Source organism: Thermocrispum agreste DSM 44070 (assembly GCF_000427905.1).
GTDB lineage: Bacteria > Actinomycetota > Actinomycetes > Mycobacteriales > Pseudonocardiaceae > Thermocrispum > Thermocrispum agreste.
In genome coordinates this window covers 811,205-834,543 of record NZ_KE386603.1, presented here as the reverse complement: position 1 = coordinate 834,543, position 23,339 = coordinate 811,205, and the positions used below count along the sequence as shown (strand labels likewise).

At 71.6% G+C, this 23,339-nt stretch carries 22 protein-coding genes; 4 read left to right on the top strand and 18 right to left on the bottom strand.

Going from position 1 to position 23,339, the window contains the following annotated elements; all coding sequences use genetic code 11:
• Positions 1-12: 12 nt before the first annotated feature.
• Genes hisB through hisD form a run of 3 tightly spaced genes read right to left on the bottom strand, consistent with a single transcriptional unit; the run spans position 13 to position 3,028 of the window.
• On the bottom strand, positions 13-612 hold the full coding sequence (hisB, locus tag YWY_RS0113990; protein WP_028848112.1) for an imidazoleglycerol-phosphate dehydratase HisB: 600 nt from the start codon (positions 610-612) through the stop codon (positions 13-15).
• Positions 609-1,703, bottom strand: a complete 1,095-nt coding sequence (locus YWY_RS0113985; protein WP_028848111.1) for a histidinol-phosphate transaminase — start codon at positions 1,701-1,703, stop codon at positions 609-611. The genes hisB and YWY_RS0113985 overlap by 4 nt, the downstream gene beginning before the upstream one ends.
• Entirely contained in the window at positions 1,697-3,028 is a 1,332-nt protein-coding gene (hisD, locus tag YWY_RS0113980) for a histidinol dehydrogenase (RefSeq protein ID WP_028848110.1), read from the bottom strand. Before hisD ends, YWY_RS0113985 begins: the two co-directional genes overlap by 7 nt.
• Positions 3,029-3,192: 164 nt before the next feature.
• On the opposite strand from hisD, the gene YWY_RS0113975 reads away from it, so the two are divergent.
• A complete protein-coding gene (locus YWY_RS0113975; protein ID WP_038045076.1) occupies positions 3,193-3,984 on the top strand; it encodes a carbon-nitrogen hydrolase family protein in 792 nt (263 codons plus the stop codon).
• Between the two features lie 43 nt (positions 3,985-4,027).
• Here YWY_RS0113975 and YWY_RS0113970 read toward each other — a convergent pair whose 3' ends face one another.
• Genes YWY_RS0113970 through nadA form a run of 5 tightly spaced genes read right to left on the bottom strand, consistent with a single transcriptional unit; the run spans position 4,028 to position 8,192 of the window.
• Positions 4,028-4,405, bottom strand: a complete 378-nt coding sequence (locus YWY_RS0113970) for a DoxX family protein (RefSeq protein ID WP_028848108.1) — start codon at positions 4,403-4,405, stop codon at positions 4,028-4,030.
• A complete protein-coding gene (locus tag YWY_RS22060) occupies positions 4,402-4,626 on the bottom strand; it encodes a VOC family protein (protein ID WP_211227536.1) in 225 nt (74 codons plus the stop codon). The genes YWY_RS0113970 and YWY_RS22060 overlap by 4 nt, the downstream gene beginning before the upstream one ends.
• A gap of 46 nt (positions 4,627-4,672) precedes the next feature.
• Entirely contained in the window at positions 4,673-5,533 is an 861-nt protein-coding gene (nadC, locus tag YWY_RS0113960; protein ID WP_028848107.1) for a carboxylating nicotinate-nucleotide diphosphorylase, read from the bottom strand.
• Positions 5,530-7,176: an L-aspartate oxidase gene (locus YWY_RS0113955; RefSeq protein WP_028848106.1), complete on the bottom strand. Its 1,647-nt coding sequence runs from the start codon at positions 7,174-7,176 to the stop codon at positions 5,530-5,532. Before YWY_RS0113955 ends, nadC begins: the two co-directional genes overlap by 4 nt.
• Entirely contained in the window at positions 7,173-8,192 is a 1,020-nt protein-coding gene (gene nadA, locus YWY_RS0113950; protein ID WP_051310226.1) for a quinolinate synthase NadA, read from the bottom strand. The genes YWY_RS0113955 and nadA overlap by 4 nt, the downstream gene beginning before the upstream one ends.
• An 80-nt stretch (positions 8,193-8,272) precedes the next feature.
• Between nadA and YWY_RS0113945 the strand changes: the two genes are divergently transcribed.
• A complete protein-coding gene (locus YWY_RS0113945) occupies positions 8,273-8,956 on the top strand; it encodes an NUDIX hydrolase (protein WP_211227583.1) in 684 nt (227 codons plus the stop codon).
• A 56-nt stretch (positions 8,957-9,012) separates the two neighbouring features.
• On the opposite strand, the gene YWY_RS0113940 is transcribed toward YWY_RS0113945, so the two are convergent.
• The 8 genes from YWY_RS0113940 to YWY_RS0113905 form a co-directional block, all read right to left on the bottom strand.
• Positions 9,013-10,053 (bottom strand): M48 family metallopeptidase, encoded by a 1,041-nt coding sequence (locus YWY_RS0113940; protein ID WP_028848103.1) that lies wholly within the window; start codon positions 10,051-10,053, stop codon positions 9,013-9,015.
• 154 nt (positions 10,054-10,207) lie between these two features.
• Positions 10,208-10,741 carry a DUF2567 domain-containing protein gene (locus YWY_RS0113935; RefSeq protein ID WP_051310225.1) on the bottom strand — a complete coding sequence of 178 codons (534 nt, stop codon included), beginning with the start codon at positions 10,739-10,741 and terminating at the stop codon, positions 10,208-10,210.
• Between the two features lie 28 nt (positions 10,742-10,769).
• Complete coding sequence (gene bsaP, locus YWY_RS0113930) at positions 10,770-10,964, bottom strand: biotin synthase auxiliary protein BsaP (protein ID WP_028848101.1); 195 nt, start codon at positions 10,962-10,964, stop codon at positions 10,770-10,772.
• Positions 10,961-11,974, bottom strand: coding sequence for a biotin synthase BioB (gene bioB, locus YWY_RS0113925; RefSeq protein ID WP_028848100.1), 1,014 nt, complete (start codon positions 11,972-11,974; stop codon positions 10,961-10,963). The genes bsaP and bioB overlap by 4 nt, the downstream gene beginning before the upstream one ends.
• Before the next feature lie 85 nt (positions 11,975-12,059).
• Positions 12,060-12,779: a dethiobiotin synthase gene (gene bioD / locus YWY_RS0113920; protein WP_028848099.1), complete on the bottom strand. Its 720-nt coding sequence runs from the start codon at positions 12,777-12,779 to the stop codon at positions 12,060-12,062.
• Between the two features lie 26 nt (positions 12,780-12,805).
• Positions 12,806-14,086 carry an adenosylmethionine--8-amino-7-oxononanoate transaminase gene (locus YWY_RS0113915; RefSeq protein ID WP_028848098.1) on the bottom strand — a complete coding sequence of 427 codons (1,281 nt, stop codon included), beginning with the start codon at positions 14,084-14,086 and terminating at the stop codon, positions 12,806-12,808.
• A 53-nt stretch (positions 14,087-14,139) separates the two neighbouring features.
• Positions 14,140-15,297 carry a glycosyltransferase family 4 protein gene (locus tag YWY_RS0113910; protein ID WP_028848097.1) on the bottom strand — a complete coding sequence of 386 codons (1,158 nt, stop codon included), beginning with the start codon at positions 15,295-15,297 and terminating at the stop codon, positions 14,140-14,142.
• 544 nt (positions 15,298-15,841) lie between these two features.
• Positions 15,842-16,894, bottom strand: coding sequence for a C40 family peptidase (locus tag YWY_RS0113905; protein WP_028848096.1), 1,053 nt, complete (start codon positions 16,892-16,894; stop codon positions 15,842-15,844).
• Between the two features lie 658 nt (positions 16,895-17,552).
• Between YWY_RS0113905 and YWY_RS22055 the strand changes: the two genes are divergently transcribed.
• Positions 17,553-17,792 (top strand): hypothetical protein, encoded by a 240-nt coding sequence (locus tag YWY_RS22055; RefSeq protein WP_425426130.1) that lies wholly within the window; start codon positions 17,553-17,555, stop codon positions 17,790-17,792.
• Positions 17,793-18,106: 314 nt separating this feature from the next.
• On the opposite strand, the gene YWY_RS0113895 is transcribed toward YWY_RS22055, so the two are convergent.
• Both YWY_RS0113895 and YWY_RS22050 read right to left on the bottom strand, forming a co-directional pair.
• Positions 18,107-19,921 (bottom strand): D-alanyl-D-alanine carboxypeptidase family protein, encoded by a 1,815-nt coding sequence (locus YWY_RS0113895; RefSeq protein ID WP_028848095.1) that lies wholly within the window; start codon positions 19,919-19,921, stop codon positions 18,107-18,109.
• A 135-nt stretch (positions 19,922-20,056) separates the two neighbouring features.
• Entirely contained in the window at positions 20,057-21,358 is a 1,302-nt protein-coding gene (locus tag YWY_RS22050) for an NYN domain-containing protein (protein ID WP_038045075.1), read from the bottom strand.
• Between the two features lie 72 nt (positions 21,359-21,430).
• On the opposite strand from YWY_RS22050, the gene YWY_RS0113885 reads away from it, so the two are divergent.
• Positions 21,431-23,125, top strand: coding sequence for a DEDD exonuclease domain-containing protein (locus tag YWY_RS0113885; RefSeq protein ID WP_028848094.1), 1,695 nt, complete (start codon positions 21,431-21,433; stop codon positions 23,123-23,125).
• Positions 23,126-23,339 lie beyond the last annotated feature (214 nt).

Here is a 23,339-nt window from a genome sequence, read left to right as displayed (position 1 = left end):
CGACCGCGCAGGCTAGAGCACGCCCTTGGTGGACGGCACGCCGCCCTGCCGGGGATCCGGCTCGGTCGCGGCGCGCAGTGCGCGGGCGACCGCCTTGTACTGCGCTTCGGCGATATGGTGCGGGTCCCGTCCGTGGATCACCCGCACGTGCAGGGCGATCTGCGCGTGGAAGGCCAGCGACTCGAACACGTGCCTGGTCAGCACGAACGGGTAGTTGCCGCCGATGGTGAAGGTGGTGAACTCCTCCGGCTCGCCGACGTGCACGCAGTACGGCCTGCCGGAGACGTCGATCGCGGCATGGGCAAGGGTCTCGTCCATCGGCACCCAGCAGTCGCCGAACCGGCGAATGCCCTGCTTGTCGCCGAGCGCTTCGCGGATGGCCTGGCCGAGCACGATCGCGGTGTCCTCCACCGTGTGGTGGGCGTCGATGTGCACGTCGCCGTCGGCGCGCACGCGCAGGTCCAGCGAGCCGTGCACCCCGAACGCGGTGAGCATGTGGTCGTAGAACGGCACCCCGGTGTCGATCTCGACCTGCCCGGTCCCGTCCAGGTCGACCTCGACGCTGATCGAGGACTCCTTGGTGGTGCGGTCGACCTTGCCGATGCGGCTCACGTTGTCACCTTCTTGCTCGCTTCCAGGAACGCGTCGTTCTCCTCGGGCGTGCCGATGGTCACCCGCAAATGCCCGGGAACGCCGACGTTGCGTACCAGTACACCATGGTCCAGATAGGTCGCCCAGGCCGCCGCCGCGTCCGCGAAGCGGCCGTAGAGCAGGAAGTTCGCATCGCTGGGGACCACGGAGAAACCCATCGCGGTCAGCGCTTGGCGGACCCGTTCCCGCTCGGCGACGAGCTTGCGAACCGACTCCAGCGTCTGCTTGCCGTGCGCCAGGGCGGCCCGCGCCGCCGCCTGGGTGAGCGACGACAGGTGATACGGCAAGCGCACCAGCTGCAGCGCGTCGACGACGGCAGGAGCGGCCGCCAAGTACCCGAGGCGGCCGCCGGCGAACGCGAACGCCTTGCTCATCGTGCGGCAGACCACCAGTTTGGCCGGATAGTCGGCGAGCAGCCGCACCGCGCTGGGGTTGCTGGAGAACTCCGCGTAAGCCTCGTCCACCACCACCATGCCCGGCGCCGCGTCGAGGATCTTCCGCAGATCGGCGGGCGGGATGCTGCCGCCGGTGGGGTTGTTCGGACTGGTCACGAACACCACGTCGGGTGCCCGTTCGGCGATCAGCCGTGCGGCCGCCTCGGCGTCCAGGCCGAAGTCGTTGCGCCGCGGCGCGGGCAGCCACTCGGTGCGGGTGCCCGCGGAGATGATCGGGTGCATCGAGTACGACGGCTCGAATCCCAGCGCGGTGCGGCCGGGGCCGCCGAACGCCTGCAGCAGCTGCTGGATCACCTCGTTGGATCCGTTGGCCGCCCAGACGTTGTCCGCGGTCAGCTCCACACCGGTGGCAGCGCTGAGGTAACCGGCCAGGTCGGCCCGCAGCTCCACGGCGTCCCGGTCCGGGTAGCGGTGCAGTTCCCCGGCGATCTTCTCGATCGACGCGGCCACGTGCGCGACCAGCTCGGGCGGCGGCGGGAAGGGGTTCTCGTTGGTGTTCAACCGCACCGGCACCTGCAGCTGCGGGGCGCCGTACGGGGTGCGGCCGCGCAGGTCCTCGCGCAACGGCAGGTCGTCCAGCGTCACGTCTTTCACGATTCGCTCCCCGAGAACCGAGCCTGCACGGCTTCCCCGTGGGCGGGAAGATCCTCGGCATTGGCCAACGTCACGACCTCGTCAGCGACCTCACGCAGCGCTTCCTTGCTGTAGTCCACCACGTGCACGCCACGCAGGAACGTCTGCACGGACAGGCCGCCCGAGTGGCGCGCGTAGCCGCCGGTCGGCAGCACGTGGTTGGAGCCCGCGCAGTAGTCCCCGAGCGACACCGGCGAATACGGGCCGACGAAGATCGCACCTGCGTTGCGCACGCGAGCGGCGACCTCTCCGGCGTCGGCGGTCTGGATCTCCAGGTGCTCGGCAGCGTAGGCATCCACCACCCGCAGCCCGTCGTCGAGCGTGGACACCAGCACCACACCCGACTGCTTGCCGGTCAGCGCCTGGCGGACGCGCGCGCTGTGCTTGGTGGCGGCGACACGCTGCTGCAGCCGGGCTTCCACCGCGTCCACCAGCGCCTCGGACGTGGTGACCAGCACCGACGCGGCCAGCGGGTCGTGTTCGGCCTGGCTGACCAGATCGGCCGCGACGTGGTCCGGATCGGCGGTGTCGTCCGCCAGGATGCAGATCTCCGTCGGGCCTGCCTCGGAGTCGATGCCGATCACGCCGCGCAGCATGCGCTTGGCCGCGGTCAGGTACACGTTGCCGGGACCGGTCACCATGTCGACACCCTCCAGTGCCGTCCCGTCGGTGTCCGTCCCGCCGTAAGCCAGCAGCGCCACCGCCTGCGCGCCGCCGACGGCCCACACCTCGTCGATCCCCAGCATGGCCGCGGCGGCCAGGATGGTCGGGTGCGGCAACCCGCCGAACTCGGCTTGCGGCGGCGAGCACAGCACCAGCGACTCCACGCCGGCGACTTGGGCAGGGACCACGTTCATGATCACGCTCGACGGGTAGGCCGCCAGGCCGCCCGGCGCGTACAGGCCGACTCGGCGCACCGGGAGCCATCGCTCGGTCACCGTGGCCCCGTCGGCCAGTGTCGTGGTGACGTCCGGACGAAGCTGGTCGGCGTGCACCCGGCGGGCCCGGTCGATGCTCACCTGCAGGGCCGAGCGCACCGCCGGATCCAGCTGCTCGGCGGCCCTGGCCAGCTCCCCGGCGGGCACCCGGACCCGTTCCGGCCGCACCTTGTCGAACTGCTCGGTGTAGTCCAGGACCGCATCGACACCGCGCTCGCGCACGGCCGTCACGACCGGGCGCACCTGATGTACCGCCGCGTCGACGTCGATCTCCGCCCTGGGCAGGGCGGCTCGCAGCTCGGCCGGAGTCAGCGACGCGGGGCGTCCACGCAGGTCGATACGGTTGAGCATGCAGCTAACGATACGGGCGCCGCGCGCTGTACCGGCGTGCCGGGTGGCGGGCACGAGAGCCGGCCGACACCCCGGCCAACCGGCCGCGCGGGCTGCAGTGCGCACCGTCCGTCCCGCCCGCTGCGCCCCTGGCGAATCGCCTGCCCGCCAGTAGTCTGCAAGTCATGCGCGTAGCCCTGTGTCAGATCACCAGCACGCCCGATCCGGTGGAGAACGCCGAGCAGGTCCGTGCTTCGGTCGCCGAGGCGGTCACCGCGGGCGCGTCGCTGGTGGTGTTCCCGGAAGCCACCATGGCCCGTTTCGGCACCCGGCTGAAGGACGTCGCCGAACCGCTGGACGGCCCGTGGGCCACGGTGATCTCGGCCATCGCCGAAGCCGCGGGGGTGCTGGTGATCGCAGGCATGTTCACGCCTGCCGGTGACGGCCGGGTGTACAACACATTGCTGGTCACCGGGCGCGGGAAGTCCATCGGCTACGACAAGATCCACCTCTACGACGCGTTCGGCTTCCAGGAGTCACGCACCGTCGCCCCGGGCGGCGAGCTGGTCTCGGTCGACGTGGAAGGGGTCAAGATCGGCCTGGCGACCTGCTACGACATCCGGTTCCCCGAGTTGTTCCAGGCGCACGGCGAGGCAGGCGCTGCCGCGGTGGTGGTTCCCGCGTCGTGGGGCGCCGGTGAGGGCAAGCGCGAGCAGTGGGAGCTGCTGGTGCGAGCGCGCGCCCTGGACTCCGGGTGCTGGGTGCTGGGCTGCGGGCAGGCGGACCCGGCCACCAGCGGCATCGAGACCAAACCGGGGGTGCCGACCGGCATCGGCTACAGCACGATCGCCGACCCGTTCGGCCGGGTGCACGACCAGCTGGGCCCGGGGCCGGGGATCCTGGTGGCCGACATCGACCCCAAGCGCGCCGAGGAGTCCCGCCAAGCCACCGCCGTGCTGGCCAACCGGCGCCTGTGACGGCCGGCGCGCCGTCCAGCGTCCCGGGGCGTTCCGGAGCCGGTCAGGCCACCCCGCTGAACCGCGCCCACGCCACGAAGATTGCACCGGCGGCGAGCACGACCGGCGGGGCCATGGCGTTGAACTCATTGCGCCTGAGGTGGGTGACGGCGGCGCCGATCATGATCACGGTCAGTCCCACCGCCGCGACGGGCGTGAGCACCGGCGCGATTCCGGTCCACAGCGGCAGGATCAGGCCGAGCGCACCGAGCACTTCGGCGATGCCGATCAGCCGGATGGTCACGTCGCCGAAGTCCTCCGTCCAGGCCATGTTCGGCGACAGAGCCTGCAGCTGCTCTCTCTTCTGGGTGGCCTTGGCCAGGCCGGCACCGAAGAGCATGACGGCCAGGATGACTTGCACAGCCCATGCCGCGGTGTTCATGCCGACAGCTTCTCACGCGGCCACCGGGCGCCGTGCACCCACAGCCCGCCGCGCGCCGCGAGCTCCGGCGGCTTGGGCACTTCGGTCATGCCGACCACGTCGACGTAGAACGCGCGGCAGGCGTCCTCGCTGCCGGGCGGAATCGCCAGCTGCACGTGGTGCAGCCCGAGACCGAACGCCGAAACGGGCGCGCCGGCACCGGATTCTTCCTCGCGGTTCATCGGCTGTCCTCCCCTGTCCGTCGGCCGACCCCGTGAGGATTGCTCGTCAGTCGGCCCGCAAGTCCATCCCCACGTCCAGGGCCGGGGCGGAGTGCGTCAACCCGCCTACCGCAAGGTAGTCCACTCCGGCTTCCGCGTACGCGCGCGCAACTTCGAGCGTCAGCCCGCCGGACGCCTCCAGCTTGGTCTTCGGGGCCAGCTCGTCCCGCAGCCGCACCGCTTGACGGCACTGGTCCGGGGTGAAGTTGTCGAGCAGCACCTCGTCGGCGCCCGCGGACAGCGCCTCGCGCAGCTGGTCGAGCGAATCGACCTCCACCTCGCACGGCAGATCGGGCGCATGCCTGCGGGCGGCCTCCAGGGCCGCGGTCACCGACCCGGCAGCCACCACGTGGTTGTCCTTGATCAGCACCGCATCACCGAGGGCCATGCGATGGTTGACCCCTCCCCCGCAGCGCACGGCGTACTTCTGCAGCGACCGCAATCCGGGGAGCGTCTTCCGGCTGTCCCGGATGGCCGCCCGGGTGCCTGCCACCGCATCGACCCAGGCCGCGGTCAGTGTCGCCACCCCGGACAGGTGGCAGAGCAGGTTCAGCGCCGTCCGTTCGGCGGTGAGCAGGCCGCGGACCGGTCCCCGGAGCACGATCGCCGGCACGCCCGCGGTCAACCGGGAGCCGTCCTCGGCGCACTCGACGACCTCGTAGCCGTCCTTCAGGACCGCGTCGAAGACGGCCAGGGCCACCGGGGCACCGGCCAGGACGCCGTCCCTGCGTGGGGTGAGTTCGGCGGTGGCCACTGCACCCTCGGGCACGGTGGCCTCGGTGGTCGCGTCGGGTCCGTAGCGCAGATCCTCGTCCAGCGCGGTTCGGACCACCCGCGCCACGTCGTTCCGGTCGAGTTCCGGGCTCATGCCGCGCCTCCCGTCGCCAACGCGGGCTCGAGCAGCACCGGATCGCCATCCCCGGCCAGACCGACCACCTGCGAGTATCGCCACCGCTGGTCGTCGCGATGCGGAAAGTCGGTTCGCACGTGAGCACCACGCGTCTCGGTACGCGCCGCTGCCGCCGTGAGCAGGGCGCGGGCGACCAAGGTCAAAGCCGCGTCCTCGACGTCCCGGACGGTGGTCAGCTCGGCAGGCCGCATCGACTCCGACAGCATCTGCGCCGCATCGGCCAACCCGGCGGCGTCACGACCGATCGCGGCGTACCTGGTCATCACCCGCTGCAGCCGGTCACGGGGCACCAGGTTCGCCCGCGGGCGTCGGAACTCGGCCTGCTGCGCGCTCAACTGGCCGGCGGCAAGATCGATCGCGGCGGCTTCGGCAGCGCGAGCGCCCATCACCAAGCCCTCCAGCAGGGAGTTCGACGCCAGCCGGTTGGCTCCGTGCAGCCCTGTGCGGGCGACCTCGCCGGCGGCGTAGAGACCGCGGACGGACGTGCGTCCGGCGGCCGACGTCAGCACGCCACCGCAGGCGAAGTGTGCCGCCGGGGCGACCGGGATGGGCTCGCGAGCGGGATCAATCCCCGCCTGACGGCAGAACGCGGCCACGGTCGGGAACCGGCCGGGAAAGTCCGCGATGCCGGTGGCGTCCAGGAACACGTGATCGTCCACACCGCCGGGCGCCTCGGCCATCCGGCGGGTGATGGCCGAGGAGACCACGTCCCGTGGTGCCAGATCGCCGAGCTCGTGCACCCCGGCCATCACGGGCGCCCCCGTGGCGTCCACCAGAACTGCGCCTTCGCCGCGCACTGCCTCGGTCACCAACGGACACCGTCCCCGCGCACCCGGACGGTAGAGCACGGTCGGGTGGAACTGCACGAACTCCAGGTCCGCGGCCTGCGCTCCGGCTTGCAGCGCCAGGGCGAGTCCGTCCCCGGTCGCGATGTCCGGGTTGGACGTCACCTGGTAGAGCTGGCCGAGCCCGCCCGTCGCCAGCACCACGGCGGGTGCCCGCAGCACACCCACGCGCCCGTGGTCGTCCAGGACCGTCACGCCGCCGACGGCGCCGCCGTCGTCCAGCAGCGCATCGATTGCGACATGCCGCTCCAGGATCGTCACCCGGTGCTCCGCGGCGTCCTCGACGAGCGCACGCTGGATCTCCGCTCCGGTGGCGTCACCGCCCGCGTGAATCACCCGGAACGCGCTGTGCCCGCCCTCGCGAGTGCGGGCCAGCTGCCCGCCGGCGCTCACGTCGAACCTCGCCCCGCGCTGCCGCAACCGGCTGATCGCGGCCGGGCCGTCGGCGATGATCGAGGCGACGGCGGCCGGGTCGCACAGGCCCGCGCCTGCCGCCAGCGTGTCCGCCACGTGGCGGTCCACGGAATCACCCGGGTCGCGTTCCTCCGGACGCACCACGGCCACGCCGCCCTGCGCCCACCGGGTGTTGCTCTCGCTCACCGACGTCTTGGTCACCAGCACCACCCGCAGGCCGAGCTCGGTGGCGCGCACCGCGGCGGTCAGGCCCGCCACACCGGACCCGACGACGACCAGCTGGGCGCCCGCCTCCCAATCCGGCCCGGTTTTCGACTGACGGGCGCCAACTGGGCCGGTCACTCGCCACCGCCGGGCTGGCCGATGGCGATCATCCGCTGCACCGACGCACGCGCCCGCTCGGCCACCTCCGGGTCGACGTGCACCTCGTCCACCCCGTCACGCAGCGACCGCAGCAGCGCCGCGGGCGTGATCATCTTCATGTAGCGGCAGGACGCCCGGTCGTTCACCGCCTTGAACTCGATCTCCGGCGCGGTCTTGCGCAACTGGTGCAGCATGCCGACCTCGGTGGCCACCAGCACGGTGCTGCTCCTGGTCGCCCGCGCCTGCTTGACCATGTCCCCGGTGGACAGGATGTGCACCCGCTCGCGTGGCACCGTGCCCTCCCCGGCCAGGTACAGCGCCGAGGTGGCGCAGCCGCACTCCGGGTGGATGAACAGCTCCGCCGTGGGGTTCTCCGCCGCCCGCTCGGCGAGCTCCGGCCCGTTGATGCCGGCGTGCACGTGGCACTCGCCCGCCCACACGTGCATGTTCTCCCGGCCGGTCTCGCGCTTGACGTGCGCGCCGAGGAACTGGTCGGGCAGGAACAGAACCTCCTGGTCAGCGGGGATCGACCGGACGACGTCCACGGCGTTGGACGAGGTGCAGCAGATGTCGGTCTCCGCCTTGACCTCGGCGGTGGTGTTGACGTAGGAGACCACCACCGCGCCCGGGTGCTCCGCCTTCCACTCCCGCAGCTGCTCGGCGGTGATGGAGTCGGCCAGCGAGCAGCCCGCACGCGCGTCCGGGATCAGCACCGTCTTGTCTGGGCTGAGGATCTTGGCGGTCTCGGCCATGAAGTGCACTCCGCAGAACACGATGGTCGCGGCGTCCACCTCCGCGGCGATCCTGCTCAGCGCGAGCGAGTCGCCGGTGTAGTCGGCGATCTCCTGGATCTCCGGCAGCTGGTAGTTGTGCGCCAGCAGCACCGCGTCCCGCTCGCGAGCCAGCCGCCGCACTTCCTCGGCCCACGCCTCGTCGGCTTCCACCCCGCCGTACGGCGTGTGCGCGTCAGCCGGACGCTGCAGCGTCTCGGTCATCGGTCCTCCCCGGGTTGGCACCGTGAAGTTTTCGACTTAGGATCGAAAACGTGCGCAGTCATCTTAACACCAAGGCACCGATGGTTCACGAGGTTCTTGCGGCCGTACTGCGCGTGCGTTCCGCCACAGTGCAGGTGTTGCTGTGGCGGCGCGCGCTCGAGCCTCACCTGGGACGGTGGTCGCTACCCGGCGGCAGGCTCCGCATCGACGAGGACGTGGAGACCTCGATCCGGCGCCAGCTCGCCGAGAAGGTCGACGTCCGCAAGCTGTCGCACGTCGAGCAGCTGGCCGTGTTCAGCGCGCCGGACCGGGTGCCCGGTCCGCGCGTCGTCGCCACCGCGTTCCTCGGCGTCGTCCCCACCGACGTCGACCCTGACGTCCCGGAAGACACGGCGTGGCATTCGGTCGACAACCTGCCACGCACGGCGTTCGATCATCGCGACATCGTCCTGCGGGCCAGGGACCGGCTGCGCGCGAAGTTGAGCTACACCACCATCGGCAGCGCGCTGGCCCCGGCCAGCTTCACCATCTCACAGCTGCGCGACATCTATTCGGCAGCACTTGGCTACCCGGTTTCCGCCACGAACCTGCAGCGGGTGCTCTCCCGGCGTGGCGTGCTGGAGCCGACCGGGGAGATCGCGCCACCCGGCCGATCCGGCGGCCGTCCCGCCGCGTTGTATGCATTCACCTGCAACGGGGTGCACGTCACGGACGCGTTCGCGGTGCTGAAGCCGCCGACCCGGGCCCGGCAACGCCGCACCTAGCGGGGGCGGAGCCGGGCGCTCGGGCAGCCCGGCCACCCGCCACCACGGCAGCGGGCTCATCGACCGGTGTCCGCCTCGTCCTTCTCGCCGCGGACGAACCGGTCCCGGACCTTGCTCGCTGCGCCGCTGATGGCGGCTCCGACGTCACTGAACACCTTCGCGAGGGGGTCGGTGGATTCGGTGACGGACTCCTTGTAGGCCCTGGCCGCCGCCTTGACGTCCTCCCGCCAGCTGGACGCCGGCTCGTCGTCGTCCCGGCGCGGGTAGTTGCCCCCGAGGATGTCCCGGTACTCCTGCGACGCGGCCCATTTCTGCAGTTCCGCGGCGCGCACCACGGCGAGCGGGTGCGACATGTTCTCCACAGTGAGCAGCTTGTGCAGGCTGTCCCGCAGGTCGCCGGTGCTGGAGTACTCCTCGGCCTGCCGAAGGAACGCAGCGGTGTCGATCTCCGCGGAGCCGGTTCCACCCGCCAACCGCACGTGCACCCGCAACGCCGCCTCCGGATCCTGCCCGCACAGCAGGCCGGCGCGATCGCAGGACAGCTCGGACTTGCGATACCACTCGTTCAGCGCGGCGCCGATCGCGCGCAGGCCGAGCGCGGAGAGCGGATTCCACGACAGGCTCCGCTGCGCGTTCAGCACGTACATCAGCATCGTCCGGTACACCGCATGACCGGACAGCACGTGCCCCATCTCGTGGCCGACGACGAACCGCAGCCCGTCGGCGTCCAGCAGCTCCACCATGCCGGTGGTGATCACGATGAACGGCTTGTCCATTCCGACGGTGTAAGCGGCAGCCGCCGGATCCCGGGTCACGTACAGCTCGGGAGCCTGCTCCAGGTCGAGCGCGGCCGCGCATTCCGTGCGCAGCTCGTCGAGCTGGGGATACTGCGCCGGACCCACCCGGATCGCCGAAGCCAAAGCGGTCAGTCGCAGCCCGCGCTCGGAGAACGCTCCGGCGAGCGCCCTGAGCACCTGCGCGAACCCCGGTACCGCGCGCAGCGTCGCCAGCGCGCCGCGGTCGACCGGATGCTCGTACGCCCGTGGGCTGATCCGCGGGAAACGCGCCTTCTGCCGTGCGGTGACGTCCTCGGTCACATCCGCCCCTTTCGGCTCACCTGCCGCCAAGACTACGGGTCGACCGCGGCCCGGTGGGCCGGTTCGCCACCACGACCACGAGCCGACCACGACCCGGCAGGCCCACTCGCCACCACGACCACGAGCCGACCACGACCCGGCGGGCCGGTTCGGCTCAGCCCAGCCGGCGCCCGAGGTCGTCGCGGCCGTTCCACGCCGCCAGGAACCCGTAGGTCAGCGCGGCGGTGAACGGAGCGCAGATCAGCACCCAGTCCGTGGTGATCTGCGGGGCGATGTCGACGATCTGGCCGACCTCGGGCGGCTCGGTGAGCGTGTACCGGTCACCGAGGAACACGCCGCCCATCAGCGTGCCGAGCCAGCCTGCGACCTGCGCGCCGAGCACGGCGGCCGCCATCGCCACCGGCCCCCGCCGTTCCCGCAGCATCCAGGTCCCCGCGCCGATGACCACTCCGCACGCCCCGGCCAGCAAAGCGAAGATCACCACGGCGTCGAAGACGTGCCAAGCCTCGATGTCGATCGGATGCGGCTTGCCGTCCGGATGAACCTGGGCCCGCTGCGGCGGTGCCACCTGCGCCCACAGCCACCCCAGCGGGATGCCGAGGAGGCCGAACGTGGACAGCACCGACACGGCGGGCAGCAGATCCGCCTTGACCACCACCCGGGCTCGCTCGCGCGGCAGCTGATGCATGGCACGCAGGGTATCCGTCCCGGATCCGTCACGCCGAGCCGGAGGACACCTCACCGTGCCTGCTGCACGTCGCGGTCCAGCCCATCGGGGTCACCTGCACGATCATCCGGCGGGCGCACTCGGGGCAGAACCGCGGCGGCCGCAGCGCGGCCTGCGGGCCGTCGCACTCCCGGTGCACCGGCTCGGCCGCGGGTTTGCCGCATTGAACGCAGTACCTGCTCACAGCGTGTCGGACAGGGCCTTGATCGGCATCTTCAACTCGTCGAGCATCCGCAGGTCCTCCGACGCCGGCCTGCCCAGGCTGGTCAGGTAGTTGCCGACGATGATGGCGTTCACCCCGCCCAACATGCCCTGCTTGGTGCCCAGGTCGCCGAAGGTCAGCTCGCGGCCGCCGGAGAACCGGATCATCGCCTTGGGCAAGGCCAGCCGGAAGGCCGCCACGGTGCGCAGCGCGTCCTTGCCGTCCACCACCTCGTAGTGTTCGAACGGTGTGCCCGGTTGCGGGGTGAGGAAGTTCATCGGGCACTCGTCCGGCCCCAGCTCGGCCAGCTGGGCGGCGAACTCGGCGCGCTGCTCGACGGTCTCCCCCATGCCGATGATCCCGCCGCAGCACACCTCCATGCCCGCCTCACGCACCATCCGCAGCGTCTCCCAGCGCTCTTCCCAGGTGTGCGTGGTAACCACGTTCGGGAAGTGGCTGCGCGCCGTCTCCAGGTTGTGGTTGTAGCGGTGCACCCCCATCTCGACCAGCTCGTCGACCTGCTCCTGGGTGAGGATGCCGAGCGAGCAGGCGATGTTGATGTCGTTGCCGTCCTCGCGGATCGCCTTGATGCCGTCGCGCACCTGCGACATCAGCCGCTTGTCCGGGCCGCGCACCGCGGCCACGATGCAGAACTCCGTCGCCCCGGTCGCGGCCGTCTCGCGCGCCGCGCGGACCAGCCCGGGAATGTCCAACCAGGCGGATCGCACCGGCGACGGGAACCGGCCGGACTGGGAGCAGAAGTGGCAGTCCTCCGGGCAGCCGCCGGTCTTGACCGACACGATGCCCTCCACCTCGACCGCCGGGCCGCACCAGCGCATCCGCACCTGGTGGGCCAGGTCGAGCAGCTCGGTCAGCCGCTCGTCGGGCAGCCGGAGCACCTCCACCAGCTGGTCCTCGGCGAGGCCTTCCCCACGCTCGAGCACCTGCTCACGGGCAACGGCCAACACATCGGTCCTGGCAGCAGCGGTCACACCATCTCCTCGAGTCAGCGGGTGCACCTGGGGCTGATTTACCCTAACCGTTCTTCCCGCCGCCGAGACCCTGGCGAGACCGCCATCACGCCCCGAGCACCTGCTCGGCGAACCGCTCGGGGTCGAACGTGCCGCCGAACCACGGGGACAACCCGGCCACGGCGGCGTCGGCGAACTCCGCGCCGGTCAGGCCGCCCATGCCAGCCGGGAGCACGCCGAGCAGCGGCGCCCCGGCCGCGTCCGGCAGATCGTGGAGGTTGCAGCGTTCGGCCAAGCCCGGCTGCTCGGGCCAGCTGCCCACGACGACGCCCGCCACGGTCAGCCCGCGGCGGGTGGCCACCTCGGCGGTGAGCGCGGTGGCGTTCAGCGTGCCGAGCCCGGCGCGCGCGACCACGATCAGCGGCGCCGCCAGCGCCCACGCCACGTCCGCCAGCGTGCCGCCGTGCTCGTCCATCCGGACAAGCAGGCCGCCCGCACCCTCGACGAGCACGAGGTCGTGCTGCTCGGCCAGCTCGGCCGCGGCCGCGGCGGCTTCGGCCGGTGTCACCGGCGGCAGCCCGCTGCGCCGGGCGGCGGTGTCCGGGGCAAGCGGGTCGGGATAGCGGCGCACTTCCCTGGTGGTCACCGCACCGGCCAGCTGCCGGACCACGTCGACGTCGCCCGGCTCGCCGGGCGCCACGCCGGTCTGCGCGGGCTTCAGCACGGCGACCCGCCGCCCCGAGCCGGCAGCCACCGCCGCGATCGCTGCGGTCGCGACGGTCTTGCCGACCCCGGTGTCCGTCCCGGTGATGACCAGCAGGCTCACGGCGTGCGAGCTTACTGCCGGTTGTTTCATGCGACGGCGGCCACCGCGGTCATGGCCTTGGCGATCGCGGCGACGTCGTCGTCGGTGCTGATGAACGGCGGCATCGTGTAGACCAGGTCGCGGAACGGCCGAAGCCAGACGCCGTGCTCGACGGTCGTCTCGGTGGCTCGGCGCATGTCCACCTGGTGGTCGAGTTGGATGACGCCGATGGCGCCCAGCACCCGGACGTCGACCACAGCGGGCAGGTCGGCGGCGGGGGCGAGGTGCATGCGCAGCTGCTGCTCGATCCGCTTGACCGCGTCGCGCCATTCCCCGCTGCGCAACAGGGCGATCGACGCGTTCGACACCGCCGCGGCCAGCGGATTGCCCATGAACGTCGGCCCGTGCGCCAGAACCGGCAACTCACCGCGGGAGATGCCATCGGCGACGCGAGGCGTGCACAACGCCGCGGCCATCGTCAGGTATCCGCCGGTCATGGCCTTGCCCAGGCACATCACGTCCGGGGTGACGCCGGCGTGATCGGCCGCGAACCACTCCCCGGTGCGGCCGAACCCGGTGGCGATCTCGTCGAAGATCAGCAGCACGTCGTGGGCGTCGCACGCCTCGCGCAGCACCTTCAGGTAGCCGGGACTGTGGAAGCGCATACCGCCTGCACCCTGCACGACCGGCTCCACGATCACCGCGGCCAGTTCGCCGGCGTGCTTGCCGATCGTCTCGTCCAGCAGCTGCGCGTAGTCCTGGTCGACCGGGTCGTCGTAGCCGCCCGGCGGCGCGGGAACGAAGACCTGCTCCGGCAGCACGCCACGCCAGAGCGCATGCATGCCGCCCTCGGGATCGCAGACGCTCATCGGGTGGAACGTGTCGCCGTGGTATCCGCCCCGCCACGTCAGCATCCGCTGCTTGCCCGGACGGCCGACGGACCGCCAGTACTGCAAGCACATCTTCATGGCGACTTCGACCGACACCGAGCCCGAGTCGCACAGGAACACGTGCTCGAGGCCGTCCGGCGTGAGCTCGACCAGCGTGCGGGCCAGCCGTACCGCGGGCTCGTGGGTCAGGCCGCCGAACATGACGTGGCTCATCCGGCTCACCTGGTCCACGACCGCGGCATCGAGCCGGGGGTGCCGGTAACCGTGGATGGCCGCCCACCACGACGACATGCCGTCGATCAGCTCGCGGCCGTCGGCCAGCTGCAACCGCACACCACGCGCCGATTCCACCACCAGCGGCGCGACCGTGCCCGGCATCGGGCCGTACGGGTGCCACACGTGCGCGGCGTCCCACTTCTGCAGCTGCTGCGAATCCATCGCTCCCTCGCAGGCGTCCGACCCCCTCTCGGCCGACCCTACGACGCGGCGTGTCACGCGCGATATCGGGCCGGTATGCCGCTGAGCAGCCCGGCCAGCCGGCGCGCCAGGCGGTCCCACCGCCAGTGCTTGCTCACCCACTCCCGCCCGGCGGCACCCATGGACGCCGCCCGGATCGGGTCGGACAGCAGCGACGCCAGTGTGTCGACGAGCTGAGGCAGGTCGCGCCCGTCCACCACGTGCCCGGTCACCTCGTCCTGCACGGTCTCGGGGGCGCCGCCGGATCGCCCGGCGATCACCGGCAGTCCCGTGGCGGATGCTTCCAGGTAGACGATGCCCAGCCCTTCGACGTCGAGTCCCTTGCCGCGGGTGCGCGCGGGCATGGCGAACACGTCACCGACCGCGTAGTGAGCGGGAAGTTCCTCCCACGGCACCGAACCGGTCAGCACGACGTGATCGGCTACGCCGCATGCCACCGCTTCGCGCTGCAGGTACTGGCGGTAGGGGCCGCCACCGACCAGCAGCAACGCGGTGCCGGGAACCCGTTGTCGCAGCTCGGGAAGCGCCCGGATGAGCATGTCCTGCCCCTTGCGGGGCACCAGGCGCGACACGCACACTACGACCGGCCGATCGCCCAGGCGGTACCGCTTGCGGAGCTCTTCGCGCGCTGCCGGGTCGGGCCGGAACACCTCGGTGTCCACCCCGGACGGCAGATGTTCCAGGCCGGTCATGGGGCCGAACGCGGTGGCGAACCGGCGGCGGGTGTACTGGCTGACGTAGGTCACCACGTCGCTGTTGATGCCGATGACCCGCAGCGCCTGGCGGGCCCCCGGCAGCATCGACCAGCCCACCTCGTGACCGTGGGTGCTGGCCACCACGCGTTCCGCTCCGGCCTGGCGCAGGGCGGGGGCGAGCAGGCCGAGCGGGGCGGCCGCGCCGAACCACACCGCGCTCAGCCCGCGGGTCTTGATCAGCTCGGCGGCCCGGCGCAGCACGTCCGGCGTGGGCAGCAGGACCGTGGTGGGGTGTCGCACCACCTCGAACGGCTGCTCGGCGTCGAACCGCGCGTCGCTCCCCTGCGGCCGGTCCCAGCTCGAGCACAGCACCACCAGGTCCTTGGCGTCGAGCCGCGTGGCCAGCGAGTGCAGGTAGTTCTGGATGCCGCCGGGGCGCGGCGGGAAGTCGTTGGTCACCAACAGTGTTGGCCGCACCTGGTCAACGCTACCGAAGACGGATCCGGGCCCACTTCCCCCCGGGGGAAGGCAGCAGGATCATCGAGCCGCCGAATGAAGGCCACGCCGGACCGGGAGCCGCAGACAGCGGCGAAAGGCCTCTTCCGTCCGGCAGGCGACCGGTTGGCGGCCATCCTCACACCCTGCGTCTTCAGCGTGTGCTTGCTGTGCCAACGACGCCCGCACCGCCTCTCCCGCGCGCTTCCGCAGCCAACCAGCCGACAGCCCACACCCTGTGTGTCCTCCGCGCGTGCCTGCGAACCACCCGGTAGGCGGCCCGATACTCGCGGCCCTGCATCTCCGTGCGTGCCTACGGGCAGCGGTGGCGTCCCGCTCGGTTGACCCCCGGCGGCCCAGGACAGTGCCGCCGGCCGTCCTCGAAGGCCCAGAAGAGAATCGCCTTTTCCGCCCTCGGAACAGGCCCGGAACAAGCCCGGAAAGAAAACAGAGCCACCTTCGCCCGGGGGACTGCGAAGGTGACTCTGCTGGCTCCTCCGGCCGTCGCCCGGCCGGCTCCGTGCTGTCAGGCGTACCGGCGAGCGCCGACGAAGTTGTTCCACATCACCGGCGCCACCTTGACCACGTCGCCTTGCTGCGGGGCGTGGACCATCAGCCCGTCGCCAATGTACATGCCCACGTGCGACACCGGCGAGTAGAAGAACACCAGGTCGCCCGGCGCCAGCTGGTCCCGCGGCACCGCCGTGCCCGACTGCGACTGCGCCGAGCTGGACCGCGGGATGGAGATGCCTGCCTGCTGGTAGGCCCACGACGTCAGGCCCGAGCAGTCGAAGGCATCCGGCCCTTCCGCCCCGTACACGTACGGGCTGCCGCGCTTGGACATGGCCGCGTCCACCGCGATCTGGGCGCGTTCGCTGGGAGCCTTGATGGTGCTCGGCGGCGTCGCGCTGTCGCCGTAACTGGCCTCCAGCGCGGCCCGGTCGGCGCCGCTCAGCCGCTCGTAGGCCTCGCGGGCCTTGTCGATCTGCTTCTGCAGCTCCTCGCCGCGGACCTCGATGTCCCGCAGGTTGCGCTTGGCCTCCTGCTCGGCCTTTCGCGCGGCCTGCTGCGAAGCCAGCGCCTCCCGCTGGGCCTGCTCGGCCTTCTCCACGGCACGGTTCAGCTTCTTCAGCGCCGCGGCCTTCTCGGCGGCGAGCAGGTCGATGGTGGCCGCACGGTCCAGGTAGTCGCGCACCGAGTCGCCGGTCAGCGCGGCCGCCACGCTGGTCAGCCTGCTGCCGCGGTAGGCGGCGCTGGTGAACTTGTCGACCACCTTGCGATAGGCGGCCACGTCGGCGCGCGCACGCTGCTCGGCCTTCTGCGCGGCGGCCAGGGCTCGTTTGGCCTGGCGCATCTTCTTCCGGTTGGCTTCGAGGTCGTCCTGCGCCCGAAGATGCGCCTCGTTGAGTTTCTCCGCCTTGCGCTTGAGTGCCTCGTAGGCCTTCAGCGCTTCAGAGGCCGTGTCCGGCGTCGGGTCGGGGTCAGCGAGAGCGGGGGACGGAATGCTGACCATCGCCGCGACAGCGACGGCTGCGACAACACCGGACACTCCTCGCTTCAACAACTGAAGCGACTTCACGTCGCGCGATTCTCCTTTGCGCTCGGTCGCCGCTGTCGAGAGCCGATGCCGGCGGGTGAGGTCGGGGGCCCTCCCCGTGGCACGGCGAAGCCCGACAGTCCTTGTGGTCGGCCGCATGGCCGGTCCGGCTTCGCCTCGACCCTCCGAGGACGACTCCCCGACGAGCCGTCCCGGCGACAATCCCGCGGCGTCGCCTCCGGGGTACGGCAACGGCCTCCCGCGAGATCTCGGACAGGTTACGAAACGAGCGCGCTTGCGTCCAGGGCCGGTCGTCGGATGAGCGGCGAAACACGAGTGGAGCAGCGGGAAATCGCGCCACGTGACGATCACCACGGCCCACTCGGACCAGCGACGACGACCGTTCACCGATCAGATCTACCGCTCATCGACAAGATCGCACTCTCGGTGACACCTGGCGCGCCGGGCCGACCGCTCACCGCATTCGTCCCGCACCGGTCCGCGCAAGTGCCCGATCGGGCTATCCGACGCCGCCCGCGGATCGTCACAGGCCACCCGTCCAGGGGACATCGCCGATGCGCATCGGCGCAGGTTGTCGGTGGGGCTGCCTATCGTGCGCCGTGACGGGGTTGCCAGGCGCATCGCACGGCACAGGCCGCCCCGATCGCGCACCGAGCACCTCGCCATGAAGGAGGCGACCATGAGCGAACGAGCGGACGACGGCACGTTGATCATCGACTGTGACAGTTGCGCGGTGCGCCCCACGGCATGCGCTGACTGCGTGGTCAGCGTGTTGCTGGGGCCGCCGGGACGCGTGGAGTGGGACGCCGACGAGCGTCGCGCGGTGACCGCCCTTGCGGACGCGGGTATGGTGCCGCGATTGCGCCTCGTGCCGCGCACGGACCGCGCGTCGAAGGCAAGCGAGCGTCGCGCGGGTTGAGCTACCGCACCTCGTCGTCGGCCGGCTGTGAACGGGCGCCAGCCGAGGCATGAGACCGTCGGGGCCGCGAGCACGGCACGCGCTGGGAGGCCACGTCGCGCTGCCTGACACGCCGCGCTGTCTGAAGAGCGCACGGGCGAGGACGGCGTTGGGCGCCTACGACGCCTACCGGGTCACGGTCACCCCGGCAGTGTCTCGATGCCCCGATGCCGTGGCCTCAGCCCCCGCTGGGGACGCCATCCGCCGCTCGCTCGCAGACCACGCGAGCGGCGTGATCACCGCCGGCATGCCCGCCCACGGCGCTGCGGCGCTCGTCAACCCCGCCCGACGTACTCCCAGTGCCAGGGCTCTTCTCGCCCACGGCCAGGGCGCGCCCACTCCGGGTTGATCCAGCCGAACGCCGGTCCGTACTTGGCCATCCACCGGTAAGCGGGCGTGTCGAACGACTCCACCCCGCCACACATGTCGATCGCCAGTCCCCAGCCGTGGTTCGACGTTCCCGGCACGGCAGCCAGCGACGGCTTACGCCGATACAGGTCGACCTGCTGCTGGAACGTCCGGTAGGAGTCCGTGATGCACAGCGGGCGGCCGGTCTGCCTGGCGTGTTCGCGGGACATGGCCACGAACGCCTGGGCGGCGTCGCAGCGCAGCGCGTGATTGCCGATCCCCACACTGCACAGCGCCGACGGCGGAATCAGCCCGTTCGGGTAGCCACCCCAGGCCCCGGTCGCCCCCTGGGCGGTGCCGTCGCCGTTCAGGCTGCCCGCGACCGACAGCGGAAGCTCCACGCCGCCGCACCGCCAGGTCAGCTCCTTCTTGTCGCGCAGCGGGGCCTTCCGCGGCGACCCCTCGCCCAGTGACGGCCGGGTGACCCCCAGCAGCGTCCCCTTGCCGGGGATGTCGGTCACCGCCACCGAGGCAAGCCTGCCGTCGGCGGCCACCATCGTGCGCTCGTCCAATGCGATCCCGACGTGCTGCACCCCGTACTTGGCCGGGCCGACGAACACCAGGTCACCGGGCCGGATGTCACGCACCGAGACCGGCTTGCCGACCATGTACTGCTTCCGTGCGCCGGCCGGCTGCTCCAGCCCGGCGTCGGAGAAGACCTTCCGCACCAGCCCGTCGCACGAGTACGCGATCGGGCCCTCGCCGTGATCGCGCGGGACGTACGGCTTGCCGAGCGCGTCGATGGCGGCGCTGACCGCCTCGATGGTCTCCTTCGGCAGCACCAGCAGCCGCTTGCCGTTCACCGTCACCTGCGCGACGCCCGGTTGCGGCTTGCCGTTGGCGCCTTTCAGCGGCCGCAGCCCGCCCGGTAGGTTCGCCGGGTCGAGCAGCGATGACGCCCGCGGCGGGGTGATCCCTGCTTCGTCGAGCCGGTCGAGATACCTGCGCCAGGCCTTCGCCGTGCGAGCGTTGCGCTTCTTCTGCGCCAGCTGCTGTGCGGTGACCGCGGCACTGGCCGCCTCGATCGGGGTGCGCAGCTCCGAGCTGATGGCGTCCGCCCGGTTGGTCGCGTCGCGGTTGCGCTGCACCAGCTCCGCTTCGCGCTCGCTCGCCCGCCGCTCCAGCCCCAGCGCGGCACGCTCGGCCGCGACGGCTTTGCGATGCCTGCGCAGCGCGGCGTTCAGCCGCTCGTCCTGCTCGGTGCGCAGGTACTCCACCACCCACGACTTCTCCAGGTAGTTGGCCGGGTCGGTGGCGGTCAGCATGGCGCGCAGTTTGCTCGGCCTGCCCATGGACGTGTACGCGCTGGCCGACAGTGCGTCGACCTCGGCCTGCTGCCGCTCCACCGCGAGCTCCGCGGCTTCCCGCTCCGCGCGCGCCGCGCTGAGCTTGGCCGTCGCCTCGGCCACCTTCCCCTTGGCGTTGCGGATCCGCTCGGCAAGCACACTCAGCTCGCGCTGCACCTGGCTGGCCGTCCGCTGCAGCGCGGCCACCTTCGGATCGGCGAACGCCACCCCGGGACGGGGGTCCGGCGCACCGGTTCCCGGCGCGACGCCTGCCTCGATGCGCAGGTCCCCCGGATCGGTCGGGGCGGTGTCCTGAGCGCGCGCGTCCCCCTCGCTGACCGGCGTCACCACGACCGCGCCGGCCAGCAGCACCGCGACCGCGGTCCTCGCCCGCATCACACCTCCGAAATCCCGCTCGATCCCCACCTCAGCTCGTCGCCATGTGGTGACGATACGTCACCGTCACGTGCGGACGGGTGGTAAGGCGCCTACTGAGACAACGCACGACCGGCGTCGACGTGACGGCGTCTCTCACCCCGGCTGAAGCTGCTCCAACAGCACGGTCGGTGCCACCGGGCGGGCGTGCCGCTTTCGTACCGCGGCGATGATCTCCCGGTCCGCGGTCACCACCAGCAGCGGGCGCCCGGACGGCTCGGCAGCGACCAGATTCTTGATCACCTCGTCGGCGGAGATCCCCGGCTCGCTGAACAGCACCCGCACGCCCCTCACCCCGGTGACCGGTGCCGCGACGACGCCCGCACCGTCGAAGACGACGGTGATCTCGCCTCCGGTCCGTGCCGCCAGCGGCCCGAGCTGACGCACCAGCCGTTCCCGCTGTTCGGCCAGGGCAAGGTCGGGATAGCCGGTCTTGGTGACGTTGTACCCGTCGACGATCACGTGCGTGTTCGGCACGCTCAGCAGCCGCTCGAGCATCATCGGATCGTGCACCGGGGAGCTGGTCGTGCCGCCCTTGGTCGCGCCGGCCACCGCGTCGGCCGGCCGATCGCCGGGCGTGCCCGCCTGCAACCGCAGCTCGCCGCGCAGCCCCTCGACCGCGCTGGCGACGGTGTCCAGCAGCAGGCTCAGCCGCGCCTGGTCGCCGCGCCGCTGATGCTCCGCCCTCGCCCGCAGCGCTTCCAGCTGTTCGACCGCCCGATCGGCGCGGGCGCGTTCGGCCTTGGCCCGTTGCTGCTCCTTGGCCAGCCGCTCGGTCAGTTCGGCGATCCTGCTGTCCGTCGTCGTGCCGGCTTCGGCCAGCTCCTCCCGCGCCTGCCGAGCCTCGTCGCGCGCCTGCCGCAGCTGCATGCCGCGCTCCCGCAGCCGTTGCCGCAGCCGCTCCAGCTCGTCCTCCCGCTCGGCCCGCGCCGCCTCGGTCGCTTGGCGCTGCTGTTCCAGTTCGGCGCGCAGCCGCCCCACCTCGGTCTCCAACCGCTGCACGCGGGTGCGCAACGCGTCCCGTTCCGCGCGCAGATCGGCTTCCTCGGCCTGCTCGGCCGCTGCCGCCACCATCTCGCCTGCGTCGTCGGTGCCCAGCAGCACGGCCAGCGCCGCCTTGCCGACCACATCGTCCGGTGCCGGACACAGCAGGTCCGGCCGCCGATGCTGCGCCCAGGCGACCACGGCCGCGCGGAAACCCGTGCTCTCGGCGAGCGCGCTGATCATCTGCCCAGCGGCCACCTTCGCCCGCTTGGCCGGGGTGAATCGGGCCACCGGCCGCAACCGGTGCGGAATCTCCGATACCGCCAGCCCGCTCAGCGCCTGCGCCACGATTTCGGCCAGCCGGGCCCGCACCGGGTCCGGCACCGCCGAGAAGTCCACCCGAGGCGCGTCCATGGACTTACCGTAGTCCGGCGCGTCATTCGAACATACTGTCGGTTTTCCGCCCTATCGTGAGCGCTCGTGAGCGTGCAGTTGAGCTTCGACGAACTCGGGACGCCACTGCGCGAGACCACGTTCGTGGTCGTGGACCTGGAGACCACCGGTGGCTCGGCGGACAAGGACGCGATCACCGAGATCGGCGCGGTGAAGGTGCACGGCGGCGAAGTGCTCGGCGAGTTCGCCACGCTGGTGGATCCGGGCACGACCATTCCGCCGCAGATCGTGCAGCTGACCGGCATCACCCAGGCGATGGTGTCCTCGGCACCGAGGATCGAACAGGTGCTGCCCGCCTTCCTGGAGTTCGCCAAGGGGGCCGTGCTGGTGGCGCACAACGCCGCTTTCGACATCGGTTTCCTGCGCTCGGCGTGCGCACGCCACGGCTATCACTGGCCGAAGCCGACGGTGTTGTGCACCGCGCGGCTGGCTCGCCGCGTGCTCACCCGCCACGACGACGCGCGCAGTTTCCGGCTGTCTGCGTTGGCCGCACTGTTCAACGCGGACACGGTGCCCAATCACCGCGCGCTGCAGGACGCTCGCGCGACCGTCGACGTGCTGCACGGCTTGCTGGAGCGGGTCGGCAACCTCGGCGTGCAGTCGCTGGAAGAACTGATGGACTTCCTGCCCGAGGTCACCCCGGAGCAGCGGCGCAAGCGCGGCATGGCCGCCCATTTGCCTCCCTCCCCCGGCGTGTACCTGTTCCGCGGGCCGAACGACGAGGTGCTGTACGTGGGCACCGCGTCCAATCTCCGTAAGCGGGTCCGGCAGTACTTCACCGGATCTGAAAGCAGGGGGCGCATCCGGGAGATGGTGGCGCTGGCCGAGCGGGTGGAGGGCATCCCCTGCGCTCACTCCCTGGAGGCCGAAGTACGCGAGCTGCGGCTGCTGGCCGCGCACAAGCCGGTCTACAACCGTCGGTCGCGCAATCCGCACAAGTACTGGTGGGTCGCCCTCACCAACGAGGCCTTCCCGCGCCTGTCGGTCGTCAGGGTGCCGCGGGACGGATCCTTGGGGCCGTTCCGCAGCAGATCCGCCGCCGCCTCGGCGGCCTCCGTCCTGACGTCTGCGTGCGGTCTGCGGGCATGCAGTGACCGCATCCCGGCGAAGTCCCAGCACGGATCCCCGTGTGCGCTGTGGGAGCTCGGCAAATGCGGGGCGCCGTGCGCGGGGCAGCAGAGCGTCGAGGAGTACGCGCCCGCCGTCGAAGCGGTCTCCGCGCTCATCGCCGGGACCGACGGATCGGCGTTGCGCGCCGCCGCCGACCGGGTCGAGAAACTGGCGGCCGCGCAGCGCTTCGAGCTGGCCGCGGCGCGACGGGACGAGCTCGCCGAGGTCGTCGGCACGGTCATGACCGCGAACCGGATGGCCGCACTGGCCCGCATCGCGGAGTTGGTCGCTGCCCACCCCGACGGCACCGGTGGCTGGGAGTTCGCGGTGATCCGCTACGGGCGGCTGGCTTCGGCCGGTACGGCCGCGCGCGGTGTGCCGCCGATGCCGGTCGTCGATGCACTGGTGGCGAGTGCGGAGACCGTGCTCCCGACGCGCGGGCCGCTGCGCGGCGCCAGCCCGGAGGAAGTGCGTGTGCTGCTGCGGTGGCTGGCCCGTCCCGGCGTTCGCCTGGTGCGCTGCAGCGACCCGTGGGCCGAGCCGGCCGGCGCGACGTCGGGCTGGCGGAGCTGGCTGGACCGGGTGGCCACGGCCCGCGCCCTCGAACTGGCCAGCTGACCACCCCACCGTGCAGGACGCCCGAAGAGCAGGTTCTCCCGCCGAGTTCCCTGACGCGCGCGAAGCCTGACGTGCACGAAAGCGCAGAAACCCGTACAAGCACCCCGACACCGGCGAACCTGTCCGCGCCCAAGCGCGCAAACGGGCCGACGACGGCCGGACAGGCAGCGCCTCGACGAGCCATGTCCCCGGACGCCGGCCCGCGACAACGACG